Origin of the sequence: Psychrobium sp. MM17-31, from assembly GCF_022347785.1 — a bacterium.
In the GTDB taxonomy this organism is placed as follows: Bacteria; Pseudomonadota; Gammaproteobacteria; order Enterobacterales; family Psychrobiaceae; genus Psychrobium.
Window position 1 is genome coordinate 101,325 of record NZ_JAKRGA010000003.1, and the last position, 22,428, is coordinate 123,752.

A 22,428-nucleotide genomic window follows, 5' to 3' on the forward strand; every position below is an offset into this window, starting at 1 on the left:
AAATTAGAGTATCAAAAGTAGTATGTTTATAGACTCACATTGTCATTTGGACCGTTTAAACCTGTCACTTTACGACAATGACTTGGCCAATGTAATTGGTAATGCGAAAGCACAAGGCGTTAACGAAATGCTTTGTGTGAGTGTTGATTTAAAATCTTATCCAGCGATGTTGGATACGATAAATCCATATGCTTTTATTCACGCCAGTTGTGGTCAACATCCGCTGTATCAAGAAGATTTGGTAAATCCGACATTGCTTGAAGAATATTGTCACAATGACAAAGTCGTTGCAGTGGGAGAGACTGGATTAGATGCGTTTTACGCACCAGAAACCATTGATGTGCAAACCCAGAGTTTTATCGAGCACGTTGAGGTGGCAAACAAGGTAAACAAGCCGCTAATTATTCACACCCGTGACGCGCGTCAGCAAACCATAGATATCTTAAAGCAAGGCCACGCCGATAAAGTTGGCGGTGTATTGCATTGTTTTACCGAAAGCTATGAAATGGCTAAGCAAGCCATGGATTTGGGATTCTATATCTCCATTTCCGGCATCGTGACCTTTAAGAATGCAAAAGAGCTGCGTGAAACCGTGACTAAGCTGCCGTTAGATCGCTTATTGATTGAGACAGATTCACCGTATCTAGCGCCTGTGCCTCATCGTGGTAAAGAGAATCAACCGGCGTTTGTCAAAGATGTCGCGGAGTTTATCGCCAATCTTAAAGGCGTTTCTGTCGAAACATTGGCTGAAACAACCAGTCAAAACTTTCGAGATTTATTTATAAAATCGTAAAACCGAAAAATACTGTTGTGATACTGGTTAAAAATACAGTAGTATATATCTGACCACCACAGAGGATAGATCAATGATTGAAATCGAATATATTGTTAAAGACAAAAGAGGGGTAGAAAAATTGCGTACTGCCGATAAGAAAGCTGCTGATGCTTATGACAAAGCCCTCGATAACGCTGAGTTACTGCAACAATTACTGCGTCACGACAATGTACTTCCAAAACTTAAGGAAGACGATTTAGAAACTTTGACTATCTATCTTGCCCTTAACGCTAAGAATGTGGAAAAAGCCTTAAAAGGTAAACAGCCTGAGCTTTCTGGTGATGAAGCTGATGGCAGCAATGTAACCTCAATCGAGGAAGCCTCATAAGGCATGAACACACAAGAAAAACGCCGCGCTTTTGCAAATGATAGTGCGGCTATTATCGCCCACACTAAGGCGTGGGTAGATAAAGTCATTGTGCGCTTGAATATCTGTCCCTTTGCCAAAGCAGAGGTGCAAGCGCGAAGCATTAAATATCAAGTACTGACTCCTGCCACCTTTAATACCTATCTGGATAAGTTTTACGATGCCTGTTGTGAGCTAGACAATAACGCAGACATCGCCACTACCTTATTAATATTTAGCGATCCACAAATGGATTTTGATCAGTATCTAGATTTACTCGATTGTGCGCAGCAACAACTGATCAACGACGGCTATGAAGGTATCTATCAGCTCGCGAGTTTTCATCCAGAATATTGTTTTGACGAGCAGGAAGGTGAAGATGCCGCCAACTATACCAACAGAGCACCGTATCCGACGATTCATATTATTCGCGAGGCAGATATTACTAAGGCACTGGCGAATTTTTTACGACCAGAGATGATCCCAGAGCGCAATATCGAGTATACTCGCCGCAAAGGATATCAATACATGGAGTCATTACTCGACTCTTGTTACCTTGAGCACTCAAACAATAAAAACAATTAGGAAGATTTATGATCGCGCAACTCACGCAAATGTTTGCCATGCAAAATAAATTAAACGCCGCCATTAATCCCGATTGGATCAATGACGCTTCACAAGACTGGCACTGCGCCGTAGTCGTTGAAGGCGCGGAAATGATCGACCATTACGGCTGGAAATGGTGGAAACACCAAACGCCTGATATTGAGCAAGTACATCTTGAGCTGGTGGATATTTGGCACTTCTTAATGAGCGCTGAGTTAAAGCGTCATCCTGCATTATCAATCGAAGAAGCCATTGAGCAAAGCGCCAAGATCTGGAGCGAGCACTTTAGCAAAGCCTATGAAGGAGGTAAGTTCTTACCACTAGCTAAGGCACTAGTCGGTAAATCTGCCTTGTCAGAAATGGCGTATACCGAATTTGTTAAAGTAATGGCGGTTGTTGATTTTGACTTTGACGCCCTTTACAAATGGTACATTGGAAAAAATGTACTTAACTATTTCCGTCAAGATCATGGCTACAAAGACGGCTCTTACATCAAAGTGTGGAATGGTCGTGAAGACAACGAGCATTTAGCCGATGCGTTAAACGCCTTAGCTTGTGATGAGTCACTGGCGGATAATGTGTATCAAGCATTAGAGAATGCTTATCCGAAATAAGTAAATCATATCGTAAGAAAAGCAGCGAACATTTCGCTGCTTTTTTATTTGCCAAATGTAATAACACAATAAATGAATTGATGTCATTATCTGTTGTCTATCATAATACAAAGCAACTTATCTTCTATCAGGGAATCTAGATGAAAAAACTACTGAAAATTCTCCTCGCTCTTGTCGTGCTGTTAGTACTCGCCGTTAGTGCGTTATTAATCTTTGTCGATCCCAACGACTATAAATCAGAAATTGAAACTCAGGCCAAGACGGCATTAAATCGCGATCTTAAGATCAATGGCGATTTAGGTTGGGTCATTTTCCCTAAACTGGGTATAGCAACTGGGCAGATTGAACTAAAGAACGCAGCGGGCTTTAGTAAAGACAATCTCGCCAAAATTGACAACTTGTCGGTATCTCTTGATGTGATGCCATTGATTTCAGGCGAAATTGTATTAGGTCAATTAAGCCTTGATGGACTTAATTTCAATCTAGAAACCAATAAAGCTGGTGTGAGTAACCTTGAAGGAATGGGTAGTGGTAAATCAGCCCCACCGCAAAGTACTACAACTGATACAACGCAACCTGCTACACCGACTAAATTGCCAAAGCTAACGTTAGCTGGTATCGATATTACCAATACTAATATTACCGTCATCGACCAAAAGCTCGGCTCTGAAACAGATCTGAGCATTAAATTGATTGAGCTTGGCCGTTTTGAATTAGGTAAAGAAACCTCGCTCGATATTATTTTAAGTGTTGTGACAAAAGAATTTGTCGGCGATCTAAATCTAAACGCCAAAATGACGGTGCAGCAAGATTTATCAGCGGTGGCGCTTAATGCGTTAACCCTCAACGGCTCTTTAAAAGGAGATAACGTACCAGCTGGTAAGATGGATATCGATTTAAAAACAGCAGCGAGTATTGCCTTATCGCCAGTGGTTGCTGATGTCGAGAAACTTGCCCTTGATATCAACGGTATGAAAATGGATGGCAGTGCTTCGGTTGCACTCGCTGATAAAACCAAGGTGCGCTTTAACCTAGCCGCGACTGAGTGGGATCTTAATCCGCTAATTCCAGCGCCTAAAGAAGATGAAGCGACTCCCACTGAAGAGAAAGCGCCTGCGCCGGAAGTTGAGCCAGATCTAAGCGTACTTAATACATTAGATGTTGACGGTAAACTAACCTTTGAAGGATTTAAAGCTAAAGGCATCAATGTAGGTAAAACTGCATTAACAGTGCTGGTTAAAGATGGGAGCGCTAAGCTGGCTCCGCTAAGTGTTGATTTGTACCAAGGTAACATGACGCTAAACGCAACGGTTAGCCATGATGGCGGCAGGAATAGTTACCAAATCGATAAAGTGCTTAAAGGCGTACAAATCTTACCATTGCTTAAAGACGCTGCCGATATTGACATGCTTGCCGGTAATACGGAGTTTAATCTTAAAGCTAGTGGTCAAGGTTTAACGGTTAGCAAGATTAAGCAAGGTCTAGTAGGTAACGGCAGCTTTGCTATTAAAGATGGCGCACTGTACGGCATTAATATCGCGCAAAAGCTACGCTCAGCAAAAGCGGCACTTGGCAGTGATGCTAGTGAAGAAGAAAAGAAAACGGACTTTACTGCGCTACACGGTAAGTTCGCGATGAAGAATGGTGTGGTGGACAATACATCATTAGACATGGAAGCACCTTTCTTACGCTTAGCAGGTAAGGGCACCGCCGATATTTTAAAAGAGTTGGTGGACTATCACCTGAAAGTGACTTTGGTCGGCACTTCAAAAGGCCAAGGCGGTAGCAGCGATTTAGCAGGTCTTGCGATCCCACTGAAAGTGAGTGGTAGCTTTACCGATCCTAAATTTGGTTTAGATACCAGCGGCGCTTTAAAAGCCAAGCTTGATGCGGAAAAGGCTGCACTTAAAGCCAAGGCGAACGAAAAGCTTGAAAAAGCAAAAAAAGAAGCTGAAAAGAAAGCCAAGGACAAGTTAAAAGATAAACTTAAAGGTTTCTTCTAATTTCTTACTTTATTAAATAACTAAAAATGCCGCTAATTTAGCGGCATTTTTTATGCCTAGGATTGGGTTTAAAGGTGTTTTGATATACCATAACCACGTCTTTACATACTTGAGTCAGCGTCATTAATACTTCACAGAATCAATATCTTATTACTATAGATTACGGTACACAAAGTGTGCGAGCCTTGGTGTTTGACGCCAATGGGCAGCTTATTACTAAAGTGATGCATTTGGTGACCCCTTATGAAGTGCCGCAGCTTGGCTGGGCTGAGCAAGATGCGCATTACTGTTGGCAGCAGGTGTGCTTGGTGCTACAAAAATTATGGCGTGAAAGTAATATTGTGCCAGAGCAGGTGGTTGGGATATCTCTAACGACCCAGCGTAATTGTATTGTTCATCTTGACCGTGAAAATAATCCGTTACGTCCTATCATTATGTGGCCGGATAATAGAAGGGCCAGCATACTACCGAAGTTCTCTCTATGGTGGCAATTAGCCTTTGGCGTGATTGGTATGACTAAACGCATTCGCTATTTTCAAGGCGAGTCAGAGTGTAATTGGGTCGTGCAGCATCAGCCTGAAATTGCCAAGCAAAGCGCCAAGATTGGATTTTTATCAGGGTGGCTAAATTTCAAGTTAAGTGGTGTATTAGCTGATTCCGTGGCAGCGCAAGTGGGCTATTTACCCTTTAATTACAAGAAGCGTCATTGGGGTAAAAAAAGCGCTTGGCAGTGGCAGGCTATTGCAGTGAAACCTGAGCAAATGGTAGATGTGGTTGAACCCGGTGAGATGATAGCAAGGGTTAGTCAGCAGGCGCATCTAGACACTGGACTTGTGGTTGGAACACCAATTATTAGTGCTGGTGCTGACAAAGCCTGTGAAACCTTAACCTCTGGCACTGCATCGCCTAATGTGGCGAGTATTAGCTTAGGCACAGCATCAACGATATCTATTACTCAGCGAGATTATCGCGAAGCATTTCGCTATTTACCCGCTTATCCTTCATTAGTTGAAAACAGCTTTATTAATGAGATTATTCTCCAGCGTGGCTTTTGGCTGCTAACGCATTTTATTGAGCAATATGGCCAAGCAGACGTTGAAGAAGCACAGCGTTTGGGTATCAAGCCGGAAGAGCTGATTTGTCGTCGTATTCTCGATATTGAACCAGGGGCTAACGGATTAATTGTCCAACCATTTTGGGCGCCCGGTGTTATCTATCCTGGGCCTGAGGCGCGTGGCTCCATTGTTGGTTTCACCCCAGATCACACAAGGTATCATTTATACCGTGCGTTGATTGAAGGTATCCTGTTGTCACTTAAGCAGGGATTAGCGCGGCTTGAAAAAATTGCACCACAGAAAATTGATTTAATTCGTATCAGTGGCGGCGGCAGTCAAAGTGATGTGGTGATGCAAATGGCCAGTGATATTTTTAATTTGCCGTGTGAACGCGTACAAACTCATGAAACATCAGGGCTGGGTGCTGCTATAGCTTGTGCTAAAGGTGTAGGCTTCTATAACAGCATCAGTGAAGGCGCAAAGACGATGGTAAAACACGGCCAACGTTTTGAACCGTCGAACAATGCGACTATTTATCAGCAGATTTACCGGCAAAAAAGTGCAAAAATCTACGATTACTTAAAACCTTTTTACAACAAATACGAATAACGGAATTCAAATGAAGCTAACTTTTATTGGATTAGGCGTAATGGGCTATCCCATGGCGGGCTTTTTACAAAAAGCAGGACACGAGGTGACTGTTTATAACCGTACAACGAGTAAAGCGCAGCAGTGGTGCAGTGAATATGATGGCGCTTATGCGTTAACGCCGGCACTCGCCGCTGAAAATGCGGATATCGTATTTTGTTGCGTCGGTAATGACGATGATTTACGTCAGGTCACCATAGGTGAAGATGGCGTGCTACAAACGATGAAAGCAAATTCAATTCTTTGTGATCACACTACGGCATCAGCTGATGTCGCGCGTGAATTGGCGGCTGTTTGTCAGAGCAAAGCGATAGGCTTTTTAGATGCGCCAGTATCTGGTGGTCAAGCAGGCGCAGAAAATGGTGTGCTGACTATTATGATTGGCGGCGAGCAAGAAACCTTTGATAATGTACGCCCAGTGCTTGATGCATATGCTCGTTGCGCCGAGCGTATCGGTGATGTTGGTGCTGGACAACTAGCTAAGATGGTTAATCAGATTTGTATCGCTGGTGTGGTGCAAGGATTAGCCGAAGGTGTTCATTTTGCTAAACAAGCAGATCTTGATGTTGCGAAAGTGATTGAAGTAATTTCGAAAGGCGCGGCGCAAAGCTGGCAAATGGAGAATCGCTATCAGGCGATGATCGATAATGAATACGACTTTGGTTTTGCGATAGATTGGATGCGTAAAGATTTAGGCATTACGCTAGATGAAGCGCGCCGTAATAACGCTAAGCTTCCTTTGACAGCCCTTGTCGATCAGTTCTACGGCGACGTGCAGGAAATGGGGGGGAATCGTTGGGATACTTCAAGTTTGCACGCAAGACTTTCTAAAAAGAAGTAAATTTATTGTTTGCTCTTTTAAGGAGCAGGCAAATAAAAAAGGCGGTGTTCGATCACACCGCCTTTTGTTTGTAAGAATCATTTCACCAATTATAAGCTACTGGCATATTCAAACAGTGCTCTGAGAATTGCCATTTTTCGTTCATCATTCTCGTGTTCCATGGCAAGACTTTCAAGCTCGTAAGCATAGCTTTGGCCATCCATTGTCGATAGGCGGTAGTCATTCCAACGTTTTTGCTCTTCCATCGATAGGGTAAGTGGATAATTACGAGCGCGGTAGCGAAAGAACATTTCATCGAGACGCGTATCTTCAAAATGGCATTCTAATGCTGCTAGCTGCTCTGGTGGTGTTTGCACCACACGCTCCATCGCGGCTTTATCGTGACTTGAAAAGAAGCCGCCGCTATAGAGCATCAAGTCTGGATTAGTCTCTGACGCGTGTTCACTTTCTATTTGATAAACCTGAACGACTTTTTCACGCAGCTGTGGGTTTGAGGTAAGCATATCGAGGTTTGTGCGACATAACGCGCGATCGATACCGTGTTGGTCTGCTGCTTCCTTAGTGAGTGTTTTTGCAGGTGCGATAACAGGGCACTTGTTGCTGTGTACCAGTTTCAATCCAATTGGCAATAATTCACCAAGTTCGCTGCGCTTGGTATACATTCGTTCACTAATCTCAGGGGGCGTTAACTCCAGTAGCGGTGATAAATCCATATTGAGATTTACGCAAATTACGGCGTTTTTGTTTACTGGGTGATAAGCAAGCGGCGCGATATAAGTGGCACAGCCAGATGTTGCAGGTAGCTTAGAACTAATATGAACCAGCGGCGTGAAGTTTACCAAATCAAAATACTTATTGACCTCGGCTTTGCGGCGTAGATTGTAAACGAAATCAAATAACGTAGGTTGTTTTTCTTTGATAAGTTTTGCTATCTCGATGGTGGCAATGACATCACTAATGGCATCATGAGCACCTTCATGACTAATGCCATTAGCGGCAGTTAATAGCTCTAAGCGAAAGCTTACAACACCATCATCATTCGTCGGCCAGTTAATGCCTTCTGGACGCAGTGCGTAACAGGTGCGCACTAAATCGATGATGTCCCAGCGACTACAGCCATTTTGCCATTCACGGGCGTAGGGATCTTGAAAATTACGATAAAGAGTTTGACGCGTGATTTCATCGTCAAAGCGAATGTTGTTATAACCCGCTACGGTGGTGTTTGGCTCACTAAATAGCGCATTAATCTTTTCGATAAATTGGGTTTCAGGCATGCCCAAACGATTGACTTTTTGAGGCGTAAGGCCTGTAACAAAACACGCGCCAGGGGCAGGGAGGTAGTCGTTGGCTAGTTCACAATACAGCTCGATAGGTTCGCCAATAATGTTTAAATCGAGATCGGTGCGAATTGCAGCAAATTGTGCTGGACGGTCGCGGCGTGTATCAGCGCCCCAAGTTTCGTAGTCGTGCCACAAAATCGTAGGCTGAGAGAAATTATTCATGCAATAGTTTATCTAACGGTTAATGGTGAGAGTCTAACAGCATTGATAAATATCGCTAGATATTAACGAATTAGTGATTAAAAAAGGCGCTGTTCAGCGCCTTTATATAACCTTATCCCTTAAATTGGAGGATCAGCCCTTGCTGCTCCCGCAGTTTTTCCAATAAGTTGAGGCTGAGCTCTGTTGCTTCTCGGCCGTGCTCTTCACTTTGGGTGGACATGTCGGAGATAGCTATCACGTTTTGGTTCACTTCTTCGGCAACCACTGCTTGCTGACCGATGGCTTCAGAAATCTGCTGACTTATAGCGGCAATATCACTGACTTCGTGATGTACTTTGGCTAACGATTCCCCCGTTTGTTTTGAAAGCTCAACACAAGCGTCGGACAATCTATTACCTTCGTTCATCGCTTGGGTCGCATTGTCAGACTCTTGCATAAGCTGGGCTAATAGATCGTCGATTTCTTTGGTCGATTGTTGAGTTCGTTGGGCGAGGGCGCGTACTTCATCAGCAACTACTGCAAAACCACGGCCCTGTTCGCCGGCTCGCGCCGCTTCAATCGCTGCGTTGAGTGCGAGAAGATTTGTCTGCTCTGCAATAGAGCTGATTTCATTTGACACCGATTCAATGGAGCGACAACCAGAGGTTAAATTATCGATAGCGTTGTTAACTTCACTGAGTTGATTAGATAGCTGATTAATCGCTTGGCCAGTTCTGTTAACCTGCTCTTGGCCTTCACTACTAATCTTAAGTCCTTCGTGGCTTGCTTGTGCTGCTTGACTAACTGTTTGGGTGATTTCTTGCACCGTCGCTGACATTTCGTTGGACGCAGCAGCAACTTGTTCTGTTTCGTGGCGTTGCTCACTTAAGATTTGAGACACATTACTGCCACGTTCTGAAGACTGCTGAGCAGTTTGGTTGATGCTACCTGAAATATCGCTAACGCGGCCAACTATGGCAGCAATCTCTGCTTGACGCTTCTTAAACGCAAGCTCTATTACGCCGATATCGTCGTTGTTGCCGGAGTAAAGATAAGTCATCAGGGGATTGTCAAAAATGTCTTTAGCCATTCCTACTACTTTGACATATTTCTGGCGCCAGCTATAAAACAGCGCACTTGTCCCAACTGCTAGCAGTGTCATTAAAACACTACCAACATTAATACCGCTTAAAACTAGGTTTGCTAATGATGCAACGGTTGTTAATAACAGCGCGGCTAGAACCCATTTAGTTTGGTCTGTTTGTGCAGTGGCTTGACGAGGAATATTGCCTGATTTAAGGCGGGGATAAATAGCATTTGCACGGTTAACTACGTCATCATCTGGACAAGTTCGCACTGATTGATATTCGTGAATTTTTCCATTTTCATCTTTGATGGGGGTTACAAAGGCATTTACCCAATAGTAATCGCCATTTTTACAACTGTTTTTTACTGGTCCCATCCATGATTTGCCAGCTTGTATAAAACTCCATAAGTCTTTGAAGGCTGCTTTGGGCATATCGTCATGGCGTACCATGTTATGCGGATTACCAACCATTTCGTCCAATGAATAACCAGCAATGTCACAGAAATGCTGATTTGCATACTTGATTCGACTGTCTAAATCCGTTGTAGACAACAGAATATCAGACTTCGAAAATTTCTGTTCTTTACTCATAACAACTTCTCGCAAAAAATAAAAATATTCCTGATAACTTCTCTCAATCCTTAGTTGAAATTTCGAAAAGTCTCTACCTAACAATAAAAATCATATCGACTTACTAGATAAAAGTATTGCTCTAAATCAGTAAATAACGCCTTTTTTATTAATTATTTCTTACAAAATAATTAACACGCTGGCTGAAACGGTGATGTAGCGCACGTTTCAGTGAGTTTTAAAAGTGTGAAAATTTGTTGATATTTTTTTGTTTATAAAACCAACAGCTTAATCCTTTTTTCTTATCATATTTAATTTTTCTAATCCTTAAGTTTGTTATAACCGTCGTAGTATTGATAACAAAAAGTTATTAATGAGTCAGAATTAGGAAATGATTGCACGATAATCGAACTTATTAAGTTGCAAATACAAAGTGATTAGGCAGCTAGCAAATTGAGATGATAGACTCGCCCTTGTTTACGGTAATATTTATTAACCTGAAGTCGGGATAATAAACGCCTCTTTTTGAAAACTCTTTTCACCGCCATCTGCGTTAAATCTGCTTGGATTAGCAAGCTATCGAAGAAATGGCTCATCAGAAAGAATATAGATAACTTATCGATACTGTTTATCTGATATCATCTCTTAATCCAAACTAAGGTCAATGAAGAAGTAAAAATGAGCTCTATAACTCTAGATTGCAATTTTTGTAAAACCGCAAATAAATTCCCGTTGGCGGAATTGGACCAATCTCGTCAGTGTAATAAATGTGCAAAGCCGATTACTGATGGTGTCGTCATTGAGATGTTACCGCATCATTTCATGCCATTGTCACGCGCTAAGCGTCCCTTAATTATTTTTATGTCGGGACCCAATTGCTCTATCTGTAAGAGTTTTTCAGAAACCTTTGCAAAATCCGCGCAGAAGTTTAATAAAAAGGTCCGATTTGCTCATGCCTATCTACTTAAGCATAAGGCATTGGTATCAAAATATAAGATAAGAGGGGTTCCGACGATTGCACTATTTAAGCAAGGCAAGCTTCAGTCAATGGTTAACGGCGGCATGCGCCCAAAAGAGCTTATAAATTTTATCAATAATTCACTGTCCTAACAGCGTGGTCATTAGGTATAATCGGCCGCAAATTTTTATCGGGTAACACTTGTGGTTGATATTTCATTTTATAACATCGTCGTGCCAATTTTGGCGATTTCACCTTTTGTCTCGTTGGCAATTATTTGTTTGATTCTCAAGAAAGGGCAGCTATGTCCTGGACAGCACAGCAGGATCCAAGGTGAGCTGATTACCATTTGGACGGTAGTTTTTGTGTCGTTAATGATGGCCGCGGAAACTCATTTGTCGTCTTGGATAATAGCTATTGGTGTTATTGGCGGTATCTACGGTATTTTATTGAGTATTTGGCAAGGTAAGTTGCCCAACAAGCGTGCTATCCCTGATAGGGCAATTTATGGTGCCTTGGTTCCTGTTGGGAGCTATGCCCTTGGCGTTTTAATTTATCAATCAAATCTATTTGTGCTGTTACCTGTTGTTATCACCGGCAGTGTTTTAGCCCAATTGCTATTAGTTAAAGCGAAGCATCGCTTAGAGGCATTTAATCGTCTATTACCCATGATAGGAGTAATAGCGAGTGTAGTTAGTCTCGTTATTCTCGCTTGGTTGCTTGGCGCAAATGAAAGTGCTGAAATCTTTAGTCAAATTACGCCTGAGCTTTATTGGTTCTTTGGATTTTTAGCCGGTGGGTTAGCGCTGTGGCTATTACCATTATTTTCTTCTAATGAACAAAGTTACAAATTATTGGGTATCGCGACATTTTTGACCCTAATTTCACAAATTTTAGTTTACGAAGTTATTGTTATTATTGGATAATTTAGATTGTTATAATTTTGTGATAATTAGCGAATAATTTCGGGATATTTGCTTCCTATGATTAGTGCAACACTAAATCAAAGGAAGCAATATCATGAATAATAAGAAGACCTTAGTTTCAACAACCATCGCCGGTGTAATGGCGTTATCCGCATTTTCTGCCTCAGCTGCAGATCTTTCTATTAAAGTTACCAACCTTACTCACGGTATCGCGTTCACGCCATTGCTAGTAGCAAGCCATGATGCAGACACGCATTTATTTAAGAGTGGTGAAGCTGCTTCTATGGCGCTGCAAAAAATGGCAGAGGGTGGTGCTATTGACGATTTAGCCGACGAAGTTACAACCGCAGGTGGCCATGTGGTGAAAAACCCACACGGTAAGTTATTAATGCCAGGTGAAACGACTGAAGCATTCGATTTTAACACCATGGATGACACGCATTTATCATTAACAGCAATGTTATTACCAACCAATGACGCGTTCGCGGGCACGGATAGTTGGAAAATCCCAACTGAAGCTGGAACTTATACCTTTACCGTTAATGCTTATGACGCAGGTACAGAGGCGAACAACGAACTATATGTTGCTGGTGCTGGCGCTCCTGGCGCATTAGGTATTCCAGCATTTCCTGTAGGTACGCCGGGCACAAACGGTAGCGGTTTAGCTACTGAAGATACCAATAAAATGGTCCATATTCACCCTGGCAACGTGGGTGATGCTATGGCTGATGGTGGTAAAAGTGACTTAGATAATACAGTACATCGTTGGTTAAACCCTGTATTACGAGTGACTGTGACTGTGAAATAAGGAGTTGGTTATGAGCAAGTTAGCAAATAGCAAAAAATCACTTATCGCATTGGCATGTCTATCGGCTGTGACGTTGGCTGGTTGTGGCGGTAGTTCGAGTTCGTCTACACCTGCGCCGACTCCAACTCCGACCCCAACGCCTACACCGGCTCCGACTTATGAGTATGAAGTGACCGTAACAAATTTAACGAGCAACCAGCCGTTATCACCAATTACGATCTTAACTCACGCTGATGACGTTAAAACCTTCGCGGTCGGCGAAAAAGCAAGTACAGCATTAGAAGTATTGGCTGAAGCGGGCGATAACAAAGACGTATTGGCGCTCGATGGCATCGTTAATAAAGCCAGTGGTAGCGATCCAGTTGGTCCTGGCGCAACCTTCACCCAAACGATTGAGACACAGGCCACTGATATTAATTTATCTATTTTGTCTATGTTAGTGAATACAAATGATGCCTTTACAGGTCTTAATGGTCACAACCTAGCAAACTACGCTGTAGGCGACAGTATGTCATTTCGTTTAAATGTTTATGATTCTGGCACCGAAGCGAACACTGAGACAGAAGCATCGATACCCGGCCCAGCCGCAATGGGTGAAGGGTTCAATGCCGCGCGTGACGATCTTAATGACTTTGTCACTATGCATCCGGGTGTAGTTAGTCAAGATGACGGCTTACCAACTTCTGTGTTAAATGCGTCGCATCGTTTTGACAACCTAGTTGCAAGGGTAAGCATTAAACGAACTAAGTAAGAAGGAAACAATCATGAGCCAGCGAATATTGATAGTTGAAGATGAAATCGATTTGGCAAATCTAATCGAAATCACCTTAATCAACGCTGGCTTTGTTGTGAGGAAAGCTAACAACGGCCGAGCAGGATTGGAAGCAGCGCTCTCAGGCAACTATGATCTCATCATGTTGGATATTATGTTACCCGAGGTAGATGGCTTAGAAATCTGCCGCCAAGTTAGACTGACGGATCCTTCCACACCTATCGTTATGCTGACAGCCCGTGATACAGAGACGGATCGTATTATGGGCCTAAACATGGGCGCCGATGATTACTTGACTAAGCCCTTTAGTATTCGCGAACTCGAAGCAAGAGTTCGCGCCATGTTTCGACGGGTTCAAGCAAACAATGCGGCGCCTAGTGTTTCTCAAGATTTGGTGTTTGGGGATCTCTGTATTGAGCCACAACGCCATAAAGTTACTTTTCAAAACGCAGCCATTGAATTGACCTCAACCGAATTTGATTTGATTCACTTTTTAGCGAGCAATCCTGGGCAGGTGTTTAGTCGCAGTCAATTGCTTGATTCTGTATGGGGCTACAACCACCTTGGCTACGAACATACCGTAAATTCTCATATCAATCGCTTACGCGCGAAACTTGAAGCCTGTAAAAGTCTGCCGAAAGTCGTTCACACCATTTGGGGCGTTGGCTACAAATTTGAATATTTGGCGTAAAGGAACTTAACGATGACTATTTTCAAAGGCATTACCTTTCGACTAAACGTATTATTCGTACTCGTTTTTTTAAGCATCACGCTAATGTTTTTGTGGTTTCTTGAAAACTCGTCTAAGAGCTACGAACAGCAGGCGACCCAAGCGCTGCATCAAGAACTTGCGGCCCATATGTTAGTTGAGGCACAAATTCTCAAAGACGGTGAAATCGACCCTAAGGCCTTAAAGTATACCTTTCACAATATGATGCTGCTAGGGCCGGCGTTCGAGATATACGTTACTGATACTCAAGGCAAACTCTTGGCACATGCTGCAGAAGAAGGAAAAATCAAACGCACCAGTATCGATTTAAAGCCAGTAAAGTCGTTTATTGGTCCACAAGTACAGTTTCCGCTACTTGGTGATGATCCTCGTCATCCAAGTCGCAAGAAAATCTTCTCTGCTGCACCAATTAACTATCAAGGACAGTTACAAGGTTACCTCTATGTCATTATTGGCTCAGAGTTAGAAGACAAGATTATTGCAAATCTAACTAATAATAAGCTGCTAAGTGAATCCTTAATCCTTGGTGGCTCTGCGTTGTTGTTTGCACTGTTTGTTGGCACCATTTTGGTATGGCTAATCACACGACCTTTAACAAAAATGACCTGCAACGTACTGATGTATCAACAACAGCAACTGTGGCATAAGAATCAACGGCTAAACCTTGTAAAGAGCTCGACATCTTGGACTAGCTCTAATGAAGAAGTTGCGCTTGCAACCGTGATCGATGAAATGTCAGAGCAGATCTCCGAGCAACTAGAACAGCTTAAAGTAAAGGACATCCAACGCAAAGAGCTGTTGTCGTATATTTCTCACGATTTACGTACGCCACTTTCTTCGCTCACAGGCTACATCGAAACATGGCAAAAGCAATTTGCAGCGAAAGCGGATGAAAGCAGTGCGCACTACATCGATGTCGCTCATCGCAATGCGTTGGTGCTGAGTGGTTTAGTTGAACAAGTGTTCGAACTGGCGCACCTAGAAACTGGTAGTGTTGAATTGCATCGAGAGCCTATTGCGGTTGCCGAGCTAGCTCAGGACATCATGGATTCATTTGATTTACGTGCTAAGGAAGCAGGTGTTGAACTCGACGTTAGCCCGAAGGACACGTCCTTGCAAGTGGATGCAGATATCGCAAAACTCGAACGAGTATTTGGTAACTTAGTCGCAAATGCTATTAGACACACTCCACCTGGCGGGCGTATTGTCATCCGTTTTGATTTAGTCAACTTTGACAATCAAGAAAAGGTCCACATTACCGTGCAAGATAGTGGTGTGGGGATCAGTAAAGATCAATTACCACGAGTGTTTGAAGCACACTTTAGGGCGAGTAATAAAGTAGACAGTGAGACGGGAAATGCTGGGCTTGGCTTAGCTATCGTTAAAGCGTTATTGGCACTCCACCAAAGTGATATCGAAGTTGAAAGCGAGGAGCAGGAGGGGACAAGCTTTAGTTTCTACTTACCTAGATATCGTATCCAATAAATCAATAAGAAAATAATTAAGGCCAGTATCATTGGCCTTAATTCTATTTCTAGTTTAGGTTATTTAGAACGCTGATAATTCTCATAGGCTTCAAAACCGCCATCGAGAGAATAAGATTCTTCAAATCCTCGCTCAAATAAAAACTGCGCGACACCTTGACTGCTGATCCCGTGATAGCAACAAACCACCAATGGTTCGTCCATATCCAATTCGCTTAGATGCTGTTCTAAATTACCTTGATTGAGATTAAAGGCATTAGGGATGTGAGAAAGCGCGAACGTCTGAGGGTCGCGCGTATCGACGATATTGACTTTGGTGCCTTCGCTTATCAATTGCTCTAATTGTGGAACGGTTAAATGTTGAAACGCCATTATAAATCCTGACTCTTAACGGTTGTAATACTGGTTTTAACGCTACGGCTCAAAGCGCTCGATGTTTGCCATCAAATCAATTAAAGATTGGAATGATAACTTACCGCTGTCTTGCCTAATGTAATCTTTGTCGAAGAAACGATATTGTCCCTGACGGTCGATCTGCGTACTGTTGCCATTTTTGTATAAGGCAAAGCCTTGGGCATCGCCTAAATAAAACATATCGCTGTGCTGCGTGCTTTTTAAATCATAACCAACGCTCACGTCTGAGGCAGGGTTGCCGCATTGAAAATGACTATTGAGTAATGTCGGTAATACGTCGTAATGCGAAGTAGGTTTATTGACCGTTAAGGCCGAAAATTGTGGTCCAACGATCACTAACGGAACACTTACGTTTACTTGCGAATAATCAGACGATGCCTGATTGTATAAACGGTTTAAATCGTTGCCGCGCAGTCCAGTGACAACAAGGGTTGTTTTACTAAGGTCAATATGAGTCAGTAATTTGCCTATTAATGCATCTGTATAGTGCAGGGAATTAATGTATTGCGTGGCCAGCACGCGCTGTGGTGCGGAGCCCTTTTGTAATTGGCTCGTCTCAAAACTAAGCAACGGATTGTTACCAATGCTTAATTGCTGGCTGGCATAAAGTGTTAAGTTACCGAAATAAGGAGTTGTGCGCGCTTGTTTTATCCATTGAATTAACTCGTCAACATTTTTGCTATCCACCGCCAGAGCGTCTTTATCGTCAAGGCTGTCTTGATGAGCGCCAAAGGTTTTTCTTAGGCTGCTATTGGTTAATTCAATGAGCGGGCTTGATAGTTTCTGCTGATTAAAAGCCGGCTTGTAAATCGCAGGTAAGCCAGTCTCAAAACCAAAACTCGCATCAGCATCATACAGTGCAGTAGTAATATGATTGTTTGCCGATAGCCCTTGTTGGGTTAGCTGATAAAGGTTCGGCATGATTTCTTCTGTCACCAAGTCTTGATTTACACGAGCAATGGTCACTATCAACAGGTTATTATCAGTGGGTTGACACATTAATGGTGCTAAGGGGTAATTTACTGCTTTTGCACTCTTGTTAATGGTTAAGGCAGTTTCGTGTTGCTCATCCAACCAACCTTGGCGCTTAATAAAACTGCGCGCTGTTGATTCGTGAGAAAACGGAAACATTTGATCAAAGGTTAAAACTGGTCGGTAGATAACTGCATCGGCCCAAATGTGCATTAGGTGACTTAATAGGAACATAACGCCGAAAACTGACGTGATCTTTTGACCGACATCCCATTGACGGATGATTTGCAACCGCTTCCAAATTAAGTTGGCTATGGTTAGCTCAACGACTAATAGGGCAATCAGAAATAGACTAATCGAGCTCCACCCAATGGTATTGTTAAGATTGAAACCGTCGAGATCGAAAGCGAAAAGGTTAAAATGGAGCTGGTAGTTTTGGTAAACACTGCCGTCGACCAGTAATGCGACTATGGCTAGGGTGGCGAGTACTGCCCCTGCGCCTCTGAGAATATGGGAATTGGGAAATACAAAGGTAAGTGGAAATAACACCACCACATAACAAATGATACCGAGTAGGCCGAAATGTCCAACCCAAGTTGCCATCACGTAAATAACTGAAAGTAGCGTGGCTTGACCGTCGGCGGCAAAAATATAGCGCACCGCCATTAGCATCGCGAGCAGAATATTGGCAAACATAAACCAATGGCCCCAGCTGATCAGGCGAGAGACGCGGTCTTTATAGGAATTTGAATTGTCTACCATAGTTTGTTCCAACTCGGAAAGCGACCAATAAAGGTTACTTAAATATACAAATACTTTATAACAATCAGCAGATTATCACATGCGTAAAAAAGGCACGCAAGTCGCAATGACTGGGCGTGCCTTATCGATATACGCCAGCGCTCTTAATGAAGATCGACTTCTACTGAATTCTCGAGCGCTTTAGCGAAGCTAGCTGCGACTTGTTTGCGCTGTGCTGGGCTTACACTATTGTTAATCACAGAAGTTGCAGCGTTTCCCAACGCCATTAAGCTCAAATCAGCTTTTGATTGACTGTTTTCTAGCACAGTAAGTAATTGCATGATGAGGTTTTCAACCTGTTCATTAGTGTATTTTGAATTTACAGCCATGTTGTTCTCTTTGCTGGTAATGTCGATAGACAGAAAACCAATTATTTATTTCCGATGTCGCTATTTTGCACAATCTCACACTAAACGAGAATTACTTCGGGATAATTGGCATAAAACATGGCTATAATACAGCAAATTTTTGCTTGGGACTAATAACAAATGAGTGTTTCGATTCGCCACATAATTTTACATCAACTCAATACCACCAGCGAAGGTGACGTGACCTTTGAAGCGCGTGATCAGGTATTGTCATTAAGCCATGACGTAGAAACTTTAGTGAGCGAACTTCATCGCATCTATAATAGCAAGCAAGGGAAGGGATACGGTTTTTTTGCCGACGACACCGACGGTGCCCCGCAATTTTCTCGCGCGTTAACCGACTATTTAGATGACGACAACGATTTTGTCTCTTTCTCGCAACAAGCGATTAAATTGCTGCAAACCGAATTGATGAAATACAACTTTGCTGAGCAAGGCTATTTGATGCTGGCCAATTATACCCATGTCGCTAGTAACTATTTGTTTGTGGCGCTCATTTCGCCTAAAGACTCAATTGCCGTCGATGAAACGCTTGAAGTAAGTTCAAACCAGCATCTTGAGCTTAATAACCTCCAACTAGCTGCGCGTATCGATTTAACCATGTGGCAAGCACAACCAGATTCCAATCGTTATATTTCTTTTATTCGTGGCCGGGCTGGTCGCAAAGTGTCTGACTTCTTTCTTGATTTTATGGGCTGTAAAGAAGGCATTAACGTTAAGGAGCAAAATAAGAGCTTAATGAACGCGGTAGAAGACTATTGTGCCGCCAATGAATTTGATCGTAGTGAAAAAGAGCAATATCGCGAAAAAGTATTCGATTACTGTAAAGATAAAATCGATAGCGGTGAAGAGATCGGGATAAAATCATTATCGAAATCAGTAAGTCAGGATGGTGAATCGAGTCTCTATCAGTTTGTTGAGCAACAAGGCTACGAGCTAGAAGATGAAATCCCAGGTGATCGCACAACGCTGCGTCAGCTCAAAAAGTTTTCTGGCACCGGCGGTGGTGTGACTGTTGGTTTTGAACAAAAGCATTTAGGCGAGCGTGTGATTGTGGATTTGCATAACGATACGGTGACCATCGTTGGTATCCCGCCTAATTTGCGTGACCAATTAACTCGTCGTCTATCCAGCGACACTGAATAGCAAGAGAATTTATATTGATGTCGCGATCACATAATCGCAGTGCATCTGATTGTCGGCGATAAACGAGCTTAAATATCGGTATAATCGCCAAACATTGTATGGTGGACTGTCTTTCCGCCCAAGTTAGGAAATCTCATGAAATTATTTGTAAACAATCTGACCGTTATTGACTATTCATACCTGTGTAGTGAACGCGGTATGGTCGGCGAGAGTCTAATCGTTGACATCGAGTTAGACGGCAGTTTAAACGACGAGTGCATGGTGCTGGACTTTGGTTTGGTAAAAAAACAAATTAAGGCCGTCATTGATAATGAAGTGGATCACAAATTATTGGTACCAGCGCAAAACAAATGCATCTCGTTTAATGTGCTTGAAGAATCCACCCAAATTTTACTCGACCGTCCAGAACAATTACCGATTTACTTAAATTGCCCACACGAGGCGTTTTGTTTAATTGATAAAGACAGTGTCGAAGAAAATGGCATTATCGAACATCTTGAAGCCGCTATCATGAAAGTACTGCCAGAGAATGTTACTGGATTAGTTTTAAAACTAGCGCCAGAGCCAATTTTTGGCGCTTATTATCATTACAGTCACGGTTTAAAGAAACACGATGGTAATTGTCAGCGTATTGCGCATGGTCATCGCAGTATTATTGAGATTGAGCGCAATGGTGAAAAAGATGAAGCGTTAGAGCATGCTTGGGCATTGCGTTGGCAAGATATTTATTTAATTACCGAGGAAGATTTGGTATCGAGTGACGACATCACCATTCCAGAAGCGCTAGAGCCACTGCGTCATGTTCCTCATATGCATAGTGTTGCTTATGATGCTCCACAAGGACGCTTTGAACTTATTATTCCAATCGATGTCTGTGAAGTTGTTGATTTTGACACCACGGTTGAGCAATTAACACACTACATAGCACACAGTTTAGCCAGTGATCACAAAGGCGATGAAATTAGCGTTATTGGTTATGAAGGCGTAGATAAAGGGGCCATGGTGCGCGCTAAATACGACGCTTAGTGTCTGATTAAAGACGCGATTAAAGCGAACTGAAATAAAAGGGATGAAAATGACATGAACAAGATGAACTCATTATTGCTTGCGCTATCGCTAGCGACTAGCGCAAGTGTTGCAGCAGAAGAGAGACAACTTACTCAATTTACGTCCCTTAAAGGCGAGTTTACCCAAGGCGCATTGCTCGTTGGCAAGACACGCCCTAACACCGTGATTACTTTAAACGACAAGAAGGTGGCCGTTGCCGACAATGGCACTTTCGTTATAGGTTTTGGTCGTGATGCTAAATTGGAAAATCAGCTTAGTTTCACCTTTGGTGAACAAACTTTAAATCGTGACCTTCTACTGAATAAGCGAAAGTATCGTGAAAGCCGTGTGAACGGCATCAGCAAAAAAATCACTAACCCTAATCCAAAGAATGTCGCCCGCGCGCAAAAAGATGCTAAACAGGTTAGAGCGGCACGTGCCATTTGGTCGGACGGTCAACATTTTGCACAAAACTTCATTTGGCCAGCGCCTGGCCGCATTAGCGGTGTTTATGGCTCAGTTCGTTATTACAATGGAAAAATGGGGCGGCCGCATTACGGCGTAGATATGGCGTCACCCATTGGAACACCTGTTGTTGCGCCAGCTGATGGTATCGTTCGCCTTTACGTACCTGATATGTTCTATTCCGGCGGTACCTTAATTATTGATCACGGTATGGGAGTTAGCTCGACCTTTCTTCATTTGAGTAAAGGGCATGTCAAAGCGGGAGATAAAGTGAAGCAAGGTGACCTTATCGCTGAGATTGGTAACACGGGCCGTTCTACTGGTCCTCATCTCGATTGGCGTATGAACTGGAATAATCAACGTGTTGATCCACAACTTTTAGTGCCAAAACGCTAATACATCAGTTAAACTCATAGCCTTTAGTTTCTAATGAATTTAAGGGCTTACCATGAGCGAAGATACTCTATTTAGCAAAATTATCCGCAAAGAAATTCCGTCTGATATGGTTTATCAAGACGAATTAGTCACCGCGTTTCGCGATATCACGCCAAAAGCTCCTACGCATATTCTAATTGTTCCTAATAAAGTTATCCCAACCGTCGATGACGTGACAGAAGAAGATGAATTGACACTAGGTCGCTTGTTTACTGTTGCCGCTAAACTCGCGCGCCAAGAAGGCATTAGTGAAGATGGCTATCGCCTCGTAGTTAACTGTCGCGATTTCGGTGGTCAAGAAGTCTATCACCTTCATATGCACCTCATTGGTGGCGCACGTCTTGGTCATATTCCGTCCGTTAACAAGTAACGACGAAACTAAAAAGAAACGAGTTAGAACAGAAGGTAGAACTAATGATACGAAATCAGGCCGCGATTGATTTTCTCGAAGGTCGCTATTCCTGCGGAAAACTAACATCACCCGCACCCTCGGCTCAAGAAATTGAGCATATGCTTACGGTGGCAATGCGGGCGCCAGATCATGGTGGTTTGAAACCAGCGCATTTTGTAGTGATCCAAGGCGGGGGACTCGATCGTTTAAGTGAATTATTCGTTGAAGCGATGACAAACGCTGGAGCCGATGAAGCTAAATTGGCAAAGGCTGAAAAAATGCCATATCGCGCTCCACTGATTATCGCGGTAATTGCCCGTTATAAAGAGCACCCAAAGGTTCCACGCATCGAACAGATCCAGACTGCTGGTTGTGCCACGTTATCACTGCAACAGATGGCAATGGCCTATGGCTATAATGGTATTTGGCGTACTGGTGATATTGTAAATAGCCCAATCGTGCGTCAGGCATTTGACTTGGCGGAGCAAGACGAATTAGTCGGCTTTTTATATTTAGGTACAGAGGAGGGTAATGGCCTATGCCGCAAGCCGCCAGTAATAGAAAAAAACGTTAGTTACTGGTCGTAAGCAATGACAATCGAGCCGCAATAAAAAAGGAGCTTAAT

Annotated in this window: 23 protein-coding genes; 18 read left to right on the forward strand and 5 right to left on the reverse strand. The window is 42.9% G+C overall.

Going from position 1 to position 22,428, the window contains the following annotated elements; all coding sequences use genetic code 11:
- The first annotated feature begins 22 nt into the window (after window positions 1–22).
- The 7 genes from MHM98_RS09305 (at window position 23) to MHM98_RS09335 (ending at window position 6,948) form a co-directional block, all read left to right on the forward strand.
- Window positions 23–793, forward strand: a complete 771-nt coding sequence (locus MHM98_RS09305; RefSeq protein ID WP_239438997.1) for a TatD family hydrolase — start codon at window positions 23–25, stop codon at window positions 791–793.
- Window positions 794–866: 73 nt separating this feature from the next.
- Window positions 867–1,163, forward strand: a complete 297-nt coding sequence (locus MHM98_RS09310; RefSeq protein ID WP_239438998.1) for a YebG family protein — start codon at window positions 867–869, stop codon at window positions 1,161–1,163.
- Between the two features lie 3 nt (window positions 1,164–1,166).
- Complete coding sequence (locus tag MHM98_RS09315) at window positions 1,167–1,766, forward strand: DUF1415 domain-containing protein (RefSeq protein WP_239438999.1); 600 nt, start codon at window positions 1,167–1,169, stop codon at window positions 1,764–1,766.
- A gap of 8 nt (window positions 1,767–1,774) precedes the next feature.
- Complete coding sequence (locus MHM98_RS09320; protein WP_239439000.1) at window positions 1,775–2,401, forward strand: dUTP diphosphatase; 627 nt, start codon at window positions 1,775–1,777, stop codon at window positions 2,399–2,401.
- 140 nt (window positions 2,402–2,541) lie between these two features.
- The gene (locus MHM98_RS09325) at window positions 2,542–4,404 is read left to right on the forward strand and encodes an AsmA family protein (RefSeq protein WP_239439001.1); all 1,863 of its coding nucleotides are present in this window, start codon (window positions 2,542–2,544) and stop codon (window positions 4,402–4,404) included.
- 155 nt (window positions 4,405–4,559) lie between these two features.
- Complete coding sequence (locus tag MHM98_RS09330; protein ID WP_343229216.1) at window positions 4,560–6,068, forward strand: FGGY-family carbohydrate kinase; 1,509 nt, start codon at window positions 4,560–4,562, stop codon at window positions 6,066–6,068.
- 10 nt (window positions 6,069–6,078) lie between these two features.
- A complete protein-coding gene (locus tag MHM98_RS09335) occupies window positions 6,079–6,948 on the forward strand; it encodes an NAD(P)-dependent oxidoreductase (protein ID WP_239439003.1) in 870 nt (289 codons plus the stop codon).
- 89 nt (window positions 6,949–7,037) lie between these two features.
- Here MHM98_RS09335 and sbcB read toward each other — a convergent pair whose 3' ends face one another.
- Both sbcB and MHM98_RS09345 read right to left on the reverse strand, forming a co-directional pair.
- Complete coding sequence (sbcB, locus tag MHM98_RS09340) at window positions 7,038–8,450, reverse strand: exodeoxyribonuclease I (protein WP_239439004.1); 1,413 nt, start codon at window positions 8,448–8,450, stop codon at window positions 7,038–7,040.
- A 112-nt stretch (window positions 8,451–8,562) separates the two neighbouring features.
- Window positions 8,563–10,107 carry a methyl-accepting chemotaxis protein gene (locus MHM98_RS09345; RefSeq protein WP_239439005.1) on the reverse strand — a complete coding sequence of 515 codons (1,545 nt, stop codon included), beginning with the start codon at window positions 10,105–10,107 and terminating at the stop codon, window positions 8,563–8,565.
- Between the two features lie 657 nt (window positions 10,108–10,764).
- Here MHM98_RS09345 and MHM98_RS09350 point away from each other — a divergent pair.
- The 6 genes from MHM98_RS09350 to MHM98_RS09375 all read left to right on the forward strand — a co-directional run bounded on the left by MHM98_RS09350 (window position 10,765) and on the right by MHM98_RS09375 (window position 15,765).
- Window positions 10,765–11,196: a thioredoxin domain-containing protein gene (locus MHM98_RS09350; protein ID WP_239439006.1), complete on the forward strand. Its 432-nt coding sequence runs from the start codon at window positions 10,765–10,767 to the stop codon at window positions 11,194–11,196.
- 51 nt (window positions 11,197–11,247) lie between these two features.
- On the forward strand, window positions 11,248–11,970 hold the full coding sequence (locus MHM98_RS09355; protein WP_239439007.1) for a hypothetical protein: 723 nt from the start codon (window positions 11,248–11,250) through the stop codon (window positions 11,968–11,970).
- Between the two features lie 94 nt (window positions 11,971–12,064).
- Entirely contained in the window at window positions 12,065–12,778 is a 714-nt protein-coding gene (locus MHM98_RS09360) for a spondin domain-containing protein (RefSeq protein WP_239439008.1), read from the forward strand.
- Between the two features lie 10 nt (window positions 12,779–12,788).
- On the forward strand, window positions 12,789–13,529 hold the full coding sequence (locus tag MHM98_RS09365) for a spondin domain-containing protein (RefSeq protein ID WP_239439009.1): 741 nt from the start codon (window positions 12,789–12,791) through the stop codon (window positions 13,527–13,529).
- Window positions 13,530–13,542: 13 nt separating this feature from the next.
- The gene (locus MHM98_RS09370) at window positions 13,543–14,241 is read left to right on the forward strand and encodes a response regulator transcription factor (RefSeq protein WP_239439010.1); all 699 of its coding nucleotides are present in this window, start codon (window positions 13,543–13,545) and stop codon (window positions 14,239–14,241) included.
- Between the two features lie 12 nt (window positions 14,242–14,253).
- On the forward strand, window positions 14,254–15,765 hold the full coding sequence (locus MHM98_RS09375; RefSeq protein WP_239439011.1) for a HAMP domain-containing sensor histidine kinase: 1,512 nt from the start codon (window positions 14,254–14,256) through the stop codon (window positions 15,763–15,765).
- Between the two features lie 59 nt (window positions 15,766–15,824).
- On the opposite strand, the gene glpE is transcribed toward MHM98_RS09375, so the two are convergent.
- The 3 genes from glpE to MHM98_RS09390 form a co-directional block, all read right to left on the reverse strand.
- Window positions 15,825–16,136, reverse strand: coding sequence for a thiosulfate sulfurtransferase GlpE (gene glpE, locus MHM98_RS09380; protein WP_275441501.1), 312 nt, complete (start codon window positions 16,134–16,136; stop codon window positions 15,825–15,827).
- Between the two features lie 42 nt (window positions 16,137–16,178).
- A complete protein-coding gene (locus tag MHM98_RS09385; protein ID WP_239439012.1) occupies window positions 16,179–17,912 on the reverse strand; it encodes a DUF3413 domain-containing protein in 1,734 nt (577 codons plus the stop codon).
- Between the two features lie 143 nt (window positions 17,913–18,055).
- The gene (locus MHM98_RS09390) at window positions 18,056–18,280 is read right to left on the reverse strand and encodes a DUF1414 domain-containing protein (RefSeq protein ID WP_239439013.1); all 225 of its coding nucleotides are present in this window, start codon (window positions 18,278–18,280) and stop codon (window positions 18,056–18,058) included.
- Window positions 18,281–18,439: 159 nt separating this feature from the next.
- On the opposite strand from MHM98_RS09390, the gene yejK reads away from it, so the two are divergent.
- The 5 genes from yejK (at window position 18,440) to MHM98_RS09415 (ending at window position 22,390) form a co-directional block, all read left to right on the forward strand.
- Complete coding sequence (yejK, locus tag MHM98_RS09395; protein WP_239439014.1) at window positions 18,440–19,465, forward strand: nucleoid-associated protein YejK; 1,026 nt, start codon at window positions 18,440–18,442, stop codon at window positions 19,463–19,465.
- A 135-nt stretch (window positions 19,466–19,600) separates the two neighbouring features.
- A complete protein-coding gene (locus tag MHM98_RS09400; RefSeq protein WP_239439015.1) occupies window positions 19,601–20,491 on the forward strand; it encodes a 6-carboxytetrahydropterin synthase in 891 nt (296 codons plus the stop codon).
- Window positions 20,492–20,545: 54 nt separating this feature from the next.
- Entirely contained in the window at window positions 20,546–21,373 is an 828-nt protein-coding gene (locus MHM98_RS09405; protein WP_239439016.1) for a M23 family metallopeptidase, read from the forward strand.
- Window positions 21,374–21,425: 52 nt separating this feature from the next.
- The gene (locus MHM98_RS09410; protein WP_239439017.1) at window positions 21,426–21,782 is read left to right on the forward strand and encodes an HIT domain-containing protein; all 357 of its coding nucleotides are present in this window, start codon (window positions 21,426–21,428) and stop codon (window positions 21,780–21,782) included.
- A gap of 44 nt (window positions 21,783–21,826) precedes the next feature.
- Entirely contained in the window at window positions 21,827–22,390 is a 564-nt protein-coding gene (locus MHM98_RS09415; protein ID WP_239439018.1) for an NAD(P)H nitroreductase, read from the forward strand.
- The last annotated feature ends 38 nt before the right edge of the window (window positions 22,391–22,428 follow it).

What these genes read in the sequence shown, in the direction of transcription:
- MHM98_RS09345 (WP_239439005.1), bottom strand. Translation starts at nt 10,107, where the DNA reads ATGAGTAAAGAACAGAAATTTTCGAAGTCTGATATTCTGTTGTCTACA.
- MHM98_RS09415 (WP_239439018.1), top strand. Translation starts at nt 21,827, where the DNA reads ATGATACGAAATCAGGCCGCGATTGATTTTCTCGAAGGTCGCTATTCC.
- MHM98_RS09410 (WP_239439017.1), top strand. Translation starts at nt 21,426, where the DNA reads ATGAGCGAAGATACTCTATTTAGCAAAATTATCCGCAAAGAAATTCCG.
- MHM98_RS09365 (WP_239439009.1), top strand. Translation starts at nt 12,789, where the DNA reads ATGAGCAAGTTAGCAAATAGCAAAAAATCACTTATCGCATTGGCATGT.
- MHM98_RS09315 (WP_239438999.1), top strand. Translation starts at nt 1,167, where the DNA reads ATGAACACACAAGAAAAACGCCGCGCTTTTGCAAATGATAGTGCGGCT.
- MHM98_RS09320 (WP_239439000.1), top strand. Translation starts at nt 1,775, where the DNA reads ATGATCGCGCAACTCACGCAAATGTTTGCCATGCAAAATAAATTAAAC.
- MHM98_RS09385 (WP_239439012.1), bottom strand. Translation starts at nt 17,912, where the DNA reads ATGGTAGACAATTCAAATTCCTATAAAGACCGCGTCTCTCGCCTGATC.
- MHM98_RS09305 (WP_239438997.1), top strand. Translation starts at nt 23, where the DNA reads ATGTTTATAGACTCACATTGTCATTTGGACCGTTTAAACCTGTCACTT.
- MHM98_RS09400 (WP_239439015.1), top strand. Translation starts at nt 19,601, where the DNA reads ATGAAATTATTTGTAAACAATCTGACCGTTATTGACTATTCATACCTG.
- yejK (WP_239439014.1), top strand. Translation starts at nt 18,440, where the DNA reads ATGAGTGTTTCGATTCGCCACATAATTTTACATCAACTCAATACCACC.
- MHM98_RS09370 (WP_239439010.1), top strand. Translation starts at nt 13,543, where the DNA reads ATGAGCCAGCGAATATTGATAGTTGAAGATGAAATCGATTTGGCAAAT.
- MHM98_RS09390 (WP_239439013.1), bottom strand. Translation starts at nt 18,280, where the DNA reads ATGGCTGTAAATTCAAAATACACTAATGAACAGGTTGAAAACCTCATC.
- MHM98_RS09405 (WP_239439016.1), top strand. Translation starts at nt 20,546, where the DNA reads ATGAACAAGATGAACTCATTATTGCTTGCGCTATCGCTAGCGACTAGC.
- MHM98_RS09375 (WP_239439011.1), top strand. Translation starts at nt 14,254, where the DNA reads ATGACTATTTTCAAAGGCATTACCTTTCGACTAAACGTATTATTCGTA.
- MHM98_RS09360 (WP_239439008.1), top strand. Translation starts at nt 12,065, where the DNA reads ATGAATAATAAGAAGACCTTAGTTTCAACAACCATCGCCGGTGTAATG.
- MHM98_RS09325 (WP_239439001.1), top strand. Translation starts at nt 2,542, where the DNA reads ATGAAAAAACTACTGAAAATTCTCCTCGCTCTTGTCGTGCTGTTAGTA.
- MHM98_RS09350 (WP_239439006.1), top strand. Translation starts at nt 10,765, where the DNA reads ATGAGCTCTATAACTCTAGATTGCAATTTTTGTAAAACCGCAAATAAA.
- MHM98_RS09310 (WP_239438998.1), top strand. Translation starts at nt 867, where the DNA reads ATGATTGAAATCGAATATATTGTTAAAGACAAAAGAGGGGTAGAAAAA.
- glpE (WP_275441501.1), bottom strand. Translation starts at nt 16,136, where the DNA reads ATGGCGTTTCAACATTTAACCGTTCCACAATTAGAGCAATTGATAAGC.
- sbcB (WP_239439004.1), bottom strand. Translation starts at nt 8,450, where the DNA reads ATGAATAATTTCTCTCAGCCTACGATTTTGTGGCACGACTACGAAACT.
- MHM98_RS09335 (WP_239439003.1), top strand. Translation starts at nt 6,079, where the DNA reads ATGAAGCTAACTTTTATTGGATTAGGCGTAATGGGCTATCCCATGGCG.